This window comes from Enterobacter sp. P82 (assembly GCF_037053385.1).
Taxonomy (GTDB): domain Bacteria; phylum Pseudomonadota; class Gammaproteobacteria; order Enterobacterales; family Enterobacteriaceae; genus Enterobacter.
This window is the reverse complement of the sequence record NZ_JBALHX010000001.1, coordinates 74,387-86,346: the sequence shown is the minus strand read 5'-3', so window position 1 is coordinate 86,346 and position 11,960 is coordinate 74,387. Positions and strand designations below refer to the sequence as shown.

Genomic DNA, 11,960 nt, shown 5'->3' with positions numbered 1-11,960 from the left:
GCAGGTTACTATCGACTGAATAACTTGCTGATTTAGAATTTGATCCCGCTCACATGTTATCCTCTCAAACCCCTTCAATTTTTACTGTTAGCCGCCTTAATCAAACGGTTCGTTTACTGCTTGAGCAGGAAATGGGGCAAGTGTGGATCAGCGGCGAGATCTCAAACTTCACGCAGCCGTCATCCGGTCACTGGTACTTTACGCTAAAAGACGATACCGCCCAGGTGCGCTGCGCGATGTTCCGCAACAGCAACCGTCGCGTGACGTTCCGTCCTCAGCACGGCCAGCAGGTTCTGGTTCGCGCCAATATCACCTTGTATGAGCCGCGCGGCGATTACCAGATTATCGTCGAGAGCATGCAGCCTGCGGGCGAAGGTTTGCTACAGCAGAAGTATGAACAGCTAAAAGCAAAACTCTCGGAAGAGGGGTTGTTCGACCAGCAGTTCAAAAAGCCCCTGCCGTCTCCTGCCCACTGCGTTGGGGTTATTACTTCAAAAACCGGCGCGGCCCTGCACGATATTTTGCACGTGCTTAAGCGTCGTGACCCTTCCCTGCCCGTGATCATCTACCCAACCGCCGTACAGGGTGACGATGCACCGGGCCAGATTGTCCGCGCCATTGAACTGGCGAATGCGCGTCAGGAGTGCGACGTGTTGATCGTTGGCCGTGGCGGCGGCTCGCTGGAAGACCTGTGGAGCTTTAACGACGAACGTGTCGCACGGGCAATTTTCGCAAGCCATATCCCTGTAGTGAGCGCCGTCGGGCACGAAACGGACGTCACCATCGCGGATTTTGTTGCCGATTTACGCACCCCTACGCCATCCGCAGCAGCGGAAGTGGTGAGCCGCAACCAGCTGGAGCTGCTGCGTCAGCTTCAGAACGGCCAGCAGCGTCTGGAAATGGCGATGGACTACTTCCTCGCAAACCGTACCCGTCGTTTTACCCAGCTTCATCATCGCCTGCAACAGCAGCACCCACAACTGCGACTGGCGCGTCAGCAGACCGTCCTGGAGCGCCTGCGTCAGCGCATGAATTTCGCGCTGGATAACCAGCTCAAGCGTGCGGTGTCGCGTCAGCAGCGCGTCACGCAGCGCCTGAACCAGCAGAACCCGCAGCCGAAAATTTATCGCGCGCAAACGCGGATCCAGCAGCTCGAATATCGTCTGGCAGAGAATATCCGTACACGACTGAGCTCAACCCGCGAACGCTTTGGCAATGCGGTGACCCATCTTGAAGCGGTCAGCCCCCTCTCCACGCTGGCGCGCGGCTATAGCGTGACGACGGCGACAGACGGCAAAGTGCTGAAGCAAACCAAACAGGTGAATACCGGTGATGTGCTGACGACACGTCTTTCAGACGGCTGGGTAGAAAGCGAAGTGAAATCAATTAAACCGGTGAAAAAAACACGCCAGCGTAAAACCGGATAATTCTTCGCCGGTTACTTACTATACTGCTGCTATTCCCTTTTTTAATAAGGAGAGCAGCATGTCACATCGTCATAGCGTTATTCCCCCTTATATTCTTCGTCGTATTATCGAAAGCGGTTCAGAGCCGCAACAGCGCTGCGCCCGCCAGACCTTAACCCATGTCCAGACACTGATGGCCCACATGCCGGGAAAACCTGCCGCGCCGCACGTGAATAAAGCCGGACAGCTGGAGCGCGATATTTACGACGCGAAGCAGACCCAGGAACTGCCGGGTTCGCAGGTGCGTTACGAAGGCCAGCCTTCAAACGGTGATGTGGCGGTGGATGAAGCATACGATTATTTGGGTATTACCCATGATTTCTTCTGGAAAGAATATCAGCGTGACTCACTCGATAATAAAGGGCTTATTTTGACCGGCACCGTGCATTACGGTCGGGAATATCAGAACGCCTTCTGGAACGGTCAGCAAATGGTATTCGGCGACGGTGACGGGGAAATATTTAACCGCTTTACCATCGCCATCGACGTGGTGGCACACGAGCTGAGCCACGGTGTGACTGAAACCGAAGCCGGGCTTATCTATTTTGAACAGTCTGGCGCGCTGAACGAGTCGCTGTCAGACGTGTTTGGATCCCTGGTCAAACAGTATCATTTGAAGCAAACCGCCGATAAAGCAGACTGGCTCATTGGTGAAGGGCTGCTTGCAAAAGGAATCAACGGTAAAGGGCTGCGCTCGATGTCTGAACCCGGCACAGCCTACGACGATCCGCTGCTCGGCAAAGATCCGCAGCCCGCGCACATGAAAGATTTCATTAAAACGCGTGAGGATAACGGCGGCGTACACCTGAACTCCGGCATCCCCAACCGGGCATTTTATCTGGCCGCGACGGCTATCGGCGGCTACGCCTGGGAAAAAGCGGGTTATGCCTGGTATGACACAGTTTGCGATCGCAATCTGGCGCAGGATGCGGATTTTGAGGCCTTCGCAAAACTGACTATAGCGCACGGAGAGAAACGCTTCGGTGGCGACGTTGGGGCGGCCATTAAGCAAGCCTGGGAACAGGTGGGAGTGCTGTAAATGCAGGTTCCGGAACTGACAGATGACGCCGTGGTTGAGCTGGCCCGTGAAGGCGGCGTCGCTTTTATTCCTAAGCTGAGCGGCCAGCGTACCATCGCGCTTTCTTCGCTCAATGAGGCTCAACGCCAGCGCGTGGTGAGCATCCTGGAGCAGGCCTTTCCGCGCGGTCAACCGCCGGGACAAGCCTCGTCACCCGGCAGCGGTGACCAGCGCTATTTCCGCATCCAGATTATCTGGACCGGGAAAAATCAGGCTCACTACGCCGATATCATCGTGCTGGTACCGGAGCAGGAGGCGCCCGAGTCGCTGGTCGAGCTGTGGCAGAAAGGCGAAGGCTGCGTGTGCGATTAGCCTTCGGCCCGAACGAACTCCACGCGTTTTTTAGAGATAAGACCGTGGCCGTTCTGGCAGAAATAGTCCACCGCGCCGCAGGCTTTTAATACCTGGAGTGGTTGATGGCACTCCGGGCAACGGGCTTCAAGCGCAATGTCTTTATTACAGCTGTCGCAATGTGCCACCCCGTTCAGGGGCTCGAGCGATGCCAGGCAATCCGGGCAGGTAATCGTCATGGTGACTCCTTTAGCGCATTCATGTCTGTGATAATTTTACCACGTTGCGTTCAGTGCGGGCCACGCAACTGTTGCTGCAAGGTCAGTAGCAGCGTCACTTCCTCGATCCTGCGGCGCGTGGTGCGACTCACCTCTTGCGGAGCCCGTTCATACAGACTCCTGGCGCCCAGAATATGCTCTGCAAGACAGTGTTCGTAGATTGTGCCGGGAATTTTCCAGCATTGACGGGTCTCGCCATTTATCAGCTCCAGCACATCTTCTGTGCCGTGCCGGTCGTAGCTGATGGTGCCCCCGTCCCTCAAGCAGAGCCGTAAACCTTTTTGCCCGCCCGCGGGTCCCGCGTATTTGTTAAGCCAGATGTCCACCGGCACGCCGCTGATGCTTCCCTGAAGATGCGCCTCGCCTTCCGCCGTGGTCAGGTCGCCTTTTGCGATTTCGCGACCCAGGCGGTCTTTAGCCGTGACGACCTGCAACGTCATATCGTCATGGCCTCCCAGATAACGCACCGTTTCGCGCAGCATCGCCAGCACGTGCGTACCGATATCCAGAATCACGCCATCAGGATGGCGAAGCGTACGGGTATCCGGCTCGCCTGTGGCAAAGTTAAGCGCGACAGGTTCCCCGGCTGCGTTATAGCCACTCGGCTCCTGCAAAAAACCGTCGATTTTGACGATGTCAGAAATATTGCCCACCAGCGACCGCTTCACCGTTTCAAGGCGAGCCATCCAGTGGTCGAGCGCCAGCACGCGAGATGCCACACCGGGTTTTGCCAGCAGCGTGTTGAGCTTTTCTATTTGGGGAAGCGTGGCGACTACCGGTTTTTCAACCACAATGCGTGGAACGGGCGAGGCAATCGCCTGCTCCAGCACCTCAAGATGATGCAGCGAGGCGGTGGTGATAAACAGGGTATCCAGCGGTATAGCAAGAAGTTCCGCAAGGGAAGTGCAGCGCGTAACGCCTTCAGGGTGCTTTGCAGGAAGAACATCAAACCCAAAACAACGCACCGAGTGACCAAAAAGGTGTCGCAACGCGGGCATATACGCGGTTTCCACTACCGCGCCAAGACCAACAAATCCTAACTGCATAATTTCACCTCAGGGAATACAGTGCCGGGGCGTAACGTCTGCCCCGGCACACTGAGGTTTATCAGGCGTTAGCGGCCGGTTTAGTCTGCGCATTTTCCAGCATACGACGCACTGGAACAATGAGGACGATCAGTACCGCGGCACAAATCAGCAGCGCGACGGAACAGCGAGCAAAGAGATCCGGCAGCATATCCAGCTGGTCGGCCTTCACGTGACCGCCAATCAGGCCCGCAGCCAGGTTCCCCAGCGCACTGGCGCAGAACCACAAGCCCATCATCTGACCACGCATTCTCTCTGGCGCCAGCAATGTCATGGTCGCCAGGCCAATCGGGCTCAGGCACAGTTCGCCGAGCGTCAGCATCAGGATACTGCCCACCAGCCAGAACGGCGACACGCCCGCGCCACCATTACTCAGCACGTTTTCTGCCGCCAGCATCATCAGGCCAAAGCCTGCTGCAGCACACAGAATACCGATAACAAACTTGGTGATACTGCTCGGACGAATGTTCATGCTCGCAAGCTTCGGCCATGCCCAGCTAAATACCGGTGCCAGCAGGATGATGAACAGGGCGTTAATTGACTGGAACCACACCGCCGGGATTTCGAAATCACCAATCATGCGGTTAGTGTAGTCGTTGGCGAACAGGTTGAACGAGGTTGGCTTCTGCTCAAACGCAGACCAGAAGAAGGCCGCAGAGATCAGCAGAATAAAACAGACCAGCAGTCTGGCGCGCTCTTTACGGTTCAGGCCTGCAAAAACAAACAGATAAATAAAGTAGAGGGCCACGGACGCCGCAATCACGTAAACCAGCACGCTGGCTACCGCAACCGGGTTAATCACAATCACGCCCTGGGCGATCAGCGTGACGATCGTCGCCACACCTGCGGCCAGTGCCAGGAGCCACACGCCCACGCCGTTACGCTTCACAACCGGGCTGTTCCAGGTGGAGTCCAGACCGACTTCGCTGTCATAGCGTTTCATCGCCGGAACGGCAAACACGCGGAAGATAATCAGCGCGACCAGCATCCCGATACCACCAATACCAAAGCCCCAGTGCCAGCCGTGGGTTTTGATCAGCCAGCCGGAAATCAGTGGCGCGATGAACGAGCCCATGTTGATGCCCATGTAGAACAGCGAGAATCCGCCGTCACGACGCGCGTCGCCTTTTTTGTACAGGGTACCGACCATCACCGAGATACAGGTTTTGAACAGACCAGAGCCGAGCACGATGAACATCAGGCCGATAAAGAACAGGTTATCGCCCATGATGGCTGACAGCGCGATCGACAGGTGACCGAGCGCAATCAGAATCGAACCGTACCAGACGGCTCTCTGCTGGCCGAGCCAGTTATCGGCCAGCCAGCCACCCGGCAGTGCGGCCAGATACATGGTCCCGGCAAAGATACCGACAATCGCCGAGGCGTTTTCACGCGCCAGCCCCATCCCGCCGTCATAGACGGTGGCGGCCATAAACAGGATCAGTAACGGGCGAATGCCGTAAAACGAGAAACGCTCCCACATCTCGGTGAAGAACAGAGAACCGAGCGGATACGGATGGCCGAAGAACGTTCGGCTTTCTTTTTGATTAACAGAGGATTGCATAATTCTCCCGAAAGGTATGTCGTCGTGCTTGTAAACACCAGCAAGTACGCCGGTCAGTTACGTATCTGACCGATTTTTTACATGCGGCGAAAAGTTAGTTAACCATTTGATAACCAGGCGCTAGTTTTGTCTAGTACCGTACCCAGGACTTTAAGATGAAAATTCGACGATTGTCTACTTTCTTAGATTTAAACTTGGTTAAAAGTGAATAGTGATTGACTTCACACAGAGAAAACCGACGGTATGATTGGGCAAAAAAAAAACCCGCGATAAACGCGGGCTTTGGTGAGATCTGCAATGATTATTTGCTTTTCTTAATGTGCTTAATCAAACGCTTACGCTTACGCATCTGGTTTGGCGTCAGAGTGTTACGCTTGTTGGCGAACGGGTTTTCCCCTTCCTTAAACTGGATACGGATAGGCGTGCCCATCACGTCGAGCGATTTACGGAAGTAGTTCATCAGATAGCGCTTGTAGGAGTCCGGCAGGTCTTTCACCTGGTTGCCGTGAATCACCACGATTGGTGGGTTATAACCACCGGCGTGGGCATATTTCAGCTTCACGCGACGACCGCGCACCAGTGGTGGCTGATGGTCTTCCGCTGCCATATTCATGATACGGGTCAGCATAGCGGTACTCTGACGACGGGTGGAGCTGTCATACGCTTCACGCACCGATTCGAACAGGTTGCCTACGCCACTGCCGTGCAGCGCGGAGATGAAGTGCACACGAGCAAAGTCGATAAAGCCCAGACGGAAGTCGAGGGTCTCTTTCACTTGCTCTCTCACTTCGTTGCTCAGGCCATCCCATTTGTTGACCACGATAACCAGTGAGCGCCCACTATTGAGGATGAAGCCGAGCAGAGAGAGATCCTGATCGGAGATACCTTCGCGAGCGTCAATAACCAGCAGCACCACGTTAGCATCTTCAATCGCCTGCAGGGTTTTGATAACGGAGAATTTTTCCACCACATCGGTGATTTTCCCGCGTTTACGTACGCCTGCGGTGTCGATGAGGACATACTCACGCTCATCACGCTGCATTGGGATGTAAATACTGTCACGGGTGGTGCCCGGCATGTCGTAAACGACCACGCGTTCTTCACCCAGAATACGGTTAGTAAGTGTAGACTTACCTACGTTTGGACGACCCACGATAGCGAGCTTGATCGGCAGATCCTGCGGGTTGAAGTCGTCTTCAGGCTCTTCTTCTTCGCCCTCTTCTCCGTCTTCAAACTGCGCCCAGTATTCTGCGTCTTCGTCCACCTCTTCCGGCGGGTTAACTTCGTCAACCCACGGCAGCAGAACAGTCTCCAGCAGGCTGGTTACGCCACGACCATGCGATGCCGCAATGGGGTAGATTTCGCCCAGGCCCAGAGACCAGAAATCCGCGATTGCCTGATCGGCATCGATGCCGTCAGTTTTGTTCGCCACCAGGAAGGTCGGCTTTTCGCGTGAACGCAGGTGTTTGGCGATAGCGGAGTCCGCTGGCATCAGTCCAGCACGGGCATCCACCATGAACAGCACCACATCGGCCTCTTCAATTGCCAGCAGCGACTGCTCTGCCATGCGGGTTTCAACACCATCTTCTGTGCCGTCAATACCACCGGTATCAATACAGATGAACTCACGTCCTTCTACTTCTGCACGACCGTACTTACGGTCACGCGTCAGCCCCGGGAAATCCGCAACCAGCGCATCACGAGTGCGTGTTAAACGGTTAAAAAGAGTGGATTTTCCAACATTAGGGCGCCCGACAAGCGCGACCACAGGTACCATGTTTGAAGCCTCATAAAATTCAAAATAACGTCGCTTTCGCGGCGTTTTTAAAAATGTCAAAACGGCTCCTGAATGAACAGGAGCCGTTTAGTATACTACAACCGCCGGGTAATTAACGCGTGATCGCGTACAGCGTGCCGTCTTTTGCCTGAATCAGCAGTCTACCATCGGCCACAACCGGATCGGTCAGGAAACCAGAGCTGTCGACTTTTTGCTGTGCAACAAAGCGACCATTTTCTGGATCAATCCAGTGCATATACCCTTCGCTGTCACCAACTACCAGGCTACCGTTGTAGAGCGCTGGCGCGGTCAGCAGACGGTGCAGCAGATCGCTTTGCGTCCACAGCGTCACGCCACCTTCGGTGCTCAGAGCCAGCAGACGGTCGTTCTGGTCAACCATATAGATGCGGTTACCCTCAACGATGAAATCATTCACCGAGCCCAGCTCACGTTTCCACATAATCTGGCCGCTGCGCAGATCAAGCGCAGTCAGGTTACCGTTATAGGCCAGCGCGTAAACCACACCGTTAACGATAACCGGCGTTGTGTCGACGTCGCTCAGACGGTCAATTTCCGTTGAGCCCGTAGCCTGAGAGATACGCTGCTGCCAGATCATCTGGCCTTGCTGCATCAGCACTGCGCTCACGCGACCGTTGTCACCGCCGACAATGGCAGCACCAAACGCGGTAGCCGGTGCGGATTCGCCGCGCAGAGAAAGCGCTGGCATATCCAGGTTAACGGTCCATTTCACCAGGCCGTCCGCTTCGTTCAGCGCCTGCAGCTGACCGTTGCTGGTATGAATCAGCACCAGGCCGTCACTCACCACCGGACGAGACAGGGATTCACCCGCTACGGTCGTTTGCCAGGCAATGGAACCGTCGCTGCTGTTCAGGGCATAAACCTGTGCTTTTTCGCTGCCCACGTAGACATGACCACCGGCAACCGTCAGGCCACCAGACAACAGTGCAGGTTTACGGGAGAACCAGCCGTCTTTTTCCGCCAGGTTAATCGACCACACATCTTTTCCGTCATCAGCGTTCACCGCTTTCACGGTACCTTTGCGGTCAGCCGCATAGATTACGCTGTCGGCAAAAGCCGGATGAAGGTTGGAATAGAAATCACCAATCCCATCACCCACGGAGGTGCTCCACGCAGTGGATGGGGTAAACTGGTTTTCAACCGTCGGCAGTGGGGACATTTTCACAACGTCTTCTTCGCCACTGAACAGTGAACAACCACTCAATAACGTAACAGAAAGCAGTCCTGGCAGAAGTAATTTACGCAATTGCATCGGGTCCCTCTCAGACGGACAAATTATTTATTTTCATCTGCATCATTTCGCTCAGCGCAGGTGATGCCTGACTATCCACGCCAGCTTGCCACGCTTTACGCGCGCCCGCTTTGTCACCTTTGCTCAGCAGTGCTTCACCGCGCAGATCGGCAACGATGGCAGCAAAGCCCTCACCTTTGATGGTATCGAGCGTTTTCAGCGCGTCGTCAGCTTTTTTCTGCTGAACCTGGATACGTGCCAGACGAAGGTTGATAACCGCTTTCAGGTTTTCATCGCTGGCGGCCGCAAGGCCCTGAGACAGCTGAGCAGCCGCTTTATCCAGTTCGTTCTTATCAACGTACTGCTGTGCTACTTCCAGTGCAGCCAGTGCACCGTAGGTGTTTTTGTTATCAGCCGCAAACTTTTCGGCTGCCGTCAGCGTTTGTGGCTGATCGGCACGAATTGCGCTCACGGTATTTTCATAGGACAGGGACGCGCCACGCGCGGAATCCGCCTGATGATTGTTCCAGTAACGCCAGCCTATCAGCGCACCGACACCTAAAATAACCCCAACAACCAGCGCTTTGCCGTTTTCAGCAAAGAAGCGTTTAATCGCGTCGACCTGATCGTGTTCGTTCTCGTAAATTTCCACGCAGTCCTTCTCCTTAGCCTAATAGAGTGCGCAAGTGCGCCGCAACGCCGCCCTGCGTTACCGTTGTCTGCTCACCAGAGCGCAGGTCTTTCACTACTACTTCGCCGTTAGCCACTTCGGACTCGCCCAGCACCAGTGCAATACTTGCGCCCCACTTATCGGCACGAGCAAACTGTTTTTTAAAGTTGCCGCCGCCGTGGTTGGTCATCAGCTTAACCTCCGGCAGTGCATCGCGCACGCGTTCAGCAAGCTGCATCGCCGCAGACTGCGTATCCGCACCTGAGGCCACCAGGTATATATCGACAACGGAATCTGCTTTAAATTCCGGATTAACTGCCTGAACCAGCAAAACAAGCCGTTCAAGACCCATCGCGAAGCCAACCGCAGGGGCTGCACGGCCACCTAACTGCTCTACCAGACCGTCATAACGACCGCCCGCACACACGGTGCCCTGCGAACCGAGGCTTGAGGTAACCCACTCGAATACAGTGCGGTTGTAGTAGTCCAGACCGCGCACCAGGCGCTGGTTAACGGTGTAAGCGATACCTGCCGCTTCAAGCAGCTTGCACAGGCCCGCGAAGTGTTCGCGAGACTCTTCATCCAGGTAGTCACCCAGCGCAGGCGCATCGTTCAGCAGCGCCTGAACATCCGCGTTTTTGGAATCCAGAACGCGCAGCGGGTTGCTGTACATACGACGTTTGCAGTCTTCGTCCAGCTTCTCTTTATGCTGTTCCAGGAACGCAACCAGCGCGTCACGGTAGTTAGCGCGCGCTTCCAGAGAACCGATTGAGTTCAGCTCCAGAGAAACGTGCTCAGAAATCCCCAGCGCGCGCCACCAGCGAGCGGTCAGCATAATCAGCTCAGCGTCGATATCCGGACCCTGCAGGCCAAAGACTTCCACACCCAGCTGGTTGAACTGGCGATAACGACCTTTCTGTGGACGTTCGTGGCGGAACATCGGGCCGATATACCACAGGCGTTGCTCCTGATTGTACAGAAGACCATGTTCGATGCCGGCGCGTACGCAGCCCGCCGTCCCTTCCGGACGCAGGGTCAGGCTGTCGCCGTTACGGTCCTCAAAGGTGTACATCTCTTTTTCAACCACGTCGGTGACTTCGCCGATCGCGCGTTTGAATAACGGGGTCTGCTCTACAATCGGCAAACGGATTTCGCTGTAACCGTAGCTGCCGAGCACCTGCTTCAGTGTGCCTTCAATGCGCTGCCAGATGGCGGTTTCGCCAGGCAGATAATCGTTCATGCCGCGGATGGCTTGAATGTTTTTTGCCACGTTTATTCTCTTTCTATATACAAAAAAAACCCAAAGAATGGGTTCAATCATACATGGGAAGCTCGCGGCTTCCCATCACGTTATTTTTCAACCTGCTGAACGCTGATACGCTGTGTCTCGTCCATCATGGCCGCTTTGGCACGGATGCGGGCTTCAAGCTGGTCGATCATGTCGCTATTATCCAGACGATCTTTCCGAACGCCATCTTCATAGAGACCACTTTTCTTGTTACCGCCGGTCACGCCCAGGGTTGACACCAGTGCTTCACCCGGACCGTTCACCACACAGCCGATGATGGAGACGTCCATCGGTGTGATGATGTCTTCCAGACGCTGCTCCAGAGCATTCACCGTACCGATCACATCAAACTCCTGACGTGAACAGGTTGGGCAGGCAATGAAGTTGATCCCACGTGCGCGAATACGCAGCGATTTCAGGATATCGAATCCGACTTTTATCTCTTCCACCGGATCGGCCGCCAGCGAAACGCGCAGGGTATCACCGATCCCTTCAGAGAGCAGCAGACCCAGACCGATCGCGGATTTTACCGAACCACTACGCAGACCGCCCGCTTCGGTGATCCCGAGGTGCAGAGGCTGGTCGATCTGTTTAGCCAGCAGGCGGTAAGATTCTACGGCAAGGAATACGTCAGACGCTTTTACGCTGACTTTGAACTGATCGAAGTTAAGACGATCGAGATGATCGACATGACGCATCGCGGATTCGAGCAACGCCTGTGGCGTAGGCTCACCGTATTTTTCCTGCAGATCTTTTTCCAGAGACCCGGCATTGACGCCGATACGGATAGGAATATTTTTGTCACGTGCGCAGTCCACCACCATGCGGATACGCTCTTCGTTACCGATATTGCCCGGGTTAATACGCAGACAATCAACGCCATACTCGGCCACTTTCAGGGCGATGCGGTAGTCGAAGTGGATATCAGCCACCAGCGGAACACTGACCTGCTGTTTGATCAGTTTGAACGCCTCAGCGGCGTCCATTGTCGGCACGGAGACGCGAACAATGTCCGCGCCCACACGTTCTAATGCTTTGATTTGATTGACCGTCGCTTCCACATCGGTGGTGCGCGTGTTGGTCATCGACTGAACGGCGATAGGTGCCCCATCGCCGATTGGCACATTCCCAACGTAAATCCGTTTCGATTTTCTACGTTGAATCGGAGCCTGGTTATGCATGAAAAATCTCCC

Annotated in this window: 11 protein-coding genes; 3 read left to right on the top strand and 8 right to left on the bottom strand. The window is 55.1% G+C overall.

Going from position 1 to position 11,960, the window contains the following annotated elements:
- Positions 1-53: 53 nt before the first annotated feature.
- The 3 genes from xseA to WB237_RS00375 are packed head-to-tail and all read left to right on the top strand — an operon-like array spanning position 54 to position 2,856.
- Positions 54-1,427 carry an exodeoxyribonuclease VII large subunit gene (xseA, locus tag WB237_RS00385; RefSeq protein WP_336209344.1) on the top strand — a complete coding sequence of 458 codons (1,374 nt, stop codon included), beginning with the start codon at positions 54-56 and terminating at the stop codon, positions 1,425-1,427.
- A gap of 58 nt (positions 1,428-1,485) precedes the next feature.
- The gene (locus WB237_RS00380; RefSeq protein WP_336209343.1) at positions 1,486-2,505 is read left to right on the top strand and encodes a M4 family metallopeptidase; all 1,020 of its coding nucleotides are present in this window, start codon (positions 1,486-1,488) and stop codon (positions 2,503-2,505) included.
- Positions 2,506-2,856, top strand: a complete 351-nt coding sequence (locus tag WB237_RS00375; protein ID WP_336209341.1) for a protealysin inhibitor emfourin — start codon at positions 2,506-2,508, stop codon at positions 2,854-2,856.
- Here the strand turns inward: WB237_RS00375 and WB237_RS00370 are convergent.
- The 8 genes from WB237_RS00370 to ispG all read right to left on the bottom strand — a co-directional run bounded on the left by WB237_RS00370 (position 2,853) and on the right by ispG (position 11,948).
- Positions 2,853-3,074 carry a zinc ribbon domain-containing protein gene (locus tag WB237_RS00370; RefSeq protein ID WP_336209339.1) on the bottom strand — a complete coding sequence of 74 codons (222 nt, stop codon included), beginning with the start codon at positions 3,072-3,074 and terminating at the stop codon, positions 2,853-2,855. The two genes, WB237_RS00375 and WB237_RS00370, sit on opposite strands and share 4 nt — an antisense overlap.
- 50 nt (positions 3,075-3,124) lie before the next feature.
- Positions 3,125-4,159: a Gfo/Idh/MocA family oxidoreductase gene (locus tag WB237_RS00365; protein ID WP_336209337.1), complete on the bottom strand. Its 1,035-nt coding sequence runs from the start codon at positions 4,157-4,159 to the stop codon at positions 3,125-3,127.
- 61 nt (positions 4,160-4,220) lie between these two features.
- Complete coding sequence (locus WB237_RS00360) at positions 4,221-5,762, bottom strand: peptide MFS transporter (protein ID WP_028016095.1); 1,542 nt, start codon at positions 5,760-5,762, stop codon at positions 4,221-4,223.
- 301 nt (positions 5,763-6,063) lie between these two features.
- Entirely contained in the window at positions 6,064-7,539 is a 1,476-nt protein-coding gene (gene der, locus WB237_RS00355; protein WP_024908655.1) for a ribosome biogenesis GTPase Der, read from the bottom strand.
- Positions 7,540-7,651: 112 nt separating this feature from the next.
- Positions 7,652-8,830 carry an outer membrane protein assembly factor BamB gene (gene bamB, locus WB237_RS00350; RefSeq protein ID WP_336209336.1) on the bottom strand — a complete coding sequence of 393 codons (1,179 nt, stop codon included), beginning with the start codon at positions 8,828-8,830 and terminating at the stop codon, positions 7,652-7,654.
- 10 nt (positions 8,831-8,840) lie between these two features.
- Positions 8,841-9,461: a YfgM family protein gene (locus tag WB237_RS00345; RefSeq protein ID WP_028016093.1), complete on the bottom strand. Its 621-nt coding sequence runs from the start codon at positions 9,459-9,461 to the stop codon at positions 8,841-8,843.
- Between the two features lie 13 nt (positions 9,462-9,474).
- Positions 9,475-10,749 (bottom strand): histidine--tRNA ligase, encoded by a 1,275-nt coding sequence (hisS, locus tag WB237_RS00340; RefSeq protein WP_336209335.1) that lies wholly within the window; start codon positions 10,747-10,749, stop codon positions 9,475-9,477.
- A gap of 80 nt (positions 10,750-10,829) precedes the next feature.
- On the bottom strand, positions 10,830-11,948 hold the full coding sequence (gene ispG / locus WB237_RS00335) for a flavodoxin-dependent (E)-4-hydroxy-3-methylbut-2-enyl-diphosphate synthase (protein ID WP_023308814.1): 1,119 nt from the start codon (positions 11,946-11,948) through the stop codon (positions 10,830-10,832).
- Positions 11,949-11,960 lie beyond the last annotated feature (12 nt).

What these genes read in the sequence shown, in the direction of transcription:
- der (WP_024908655.1), bottom strand. Translation starts at nt 7,539, where the DNA reads ATGGTACCTGTGGTCGCGCTTGTCGGGCGCCCTAATGTTGGAAAATCC.
- WB237_RS00365 (WP_336209337.1), bottom strand. Translation starts at nt 4,159, where the DNA reads ATGCAGTTAGGATTTGTTGGTCTTGGCGCGGTAGTGGAAACCGCGTAT.
- xseA (WP_336209344.1), top strand. Translation starts at nt 54, where the DNA reads ATGTTATCCTCTCAAACCCCTTCAATTTTTACTGTTAGCCGCCTTAAT.
- WB237_RS00380 (WP_336209343.1), top strand. Translation starts at nt 1,486, where the DNA reads ATGTCACATCGTCATAGCGTTATTCCCCCTTATATTCTTCGTCGTATT.
- WB237_RS00370 (WP_336209339.1), bottom strand. Translation starts at nt 3,074, where the DNA reads ATGACGATTACCTGCCCGGATTGCCTGGCATCGCTCGAGCCCCTGAAC.
- WB237_RS00360 (WP_028016095.1), bottom strand. Translation starts at nt 5,762, where the DNA reads ATGCAATCCTCTGTTAATCAAAAAGAAAGCCGAACGTTCTTCGGCCAT.
- ispG (WP_023308814.1), bottom strand. Translation starts at nt 11,948, where the DNA reads ATGCATAACCAGGCTCCGATTCAACGTAGAAAATCGAAACGGATTTAC.
- WB237_RS00375 (WP_336209341.1), top strand. Translation starts at nt 2,506, where the DNA reads ATGCAGGTTCCGGAACTGACAGATGACGCCGTGGTTGAGCTGGCCCGT.
- bamB (WP_336209336.1), bottom strand. Translation starts at nt 8,830, where the DNA reads ATGCAATTGCGTAAATTACTTCTGCCAGGACTGCTTTCTGTTACGTTA.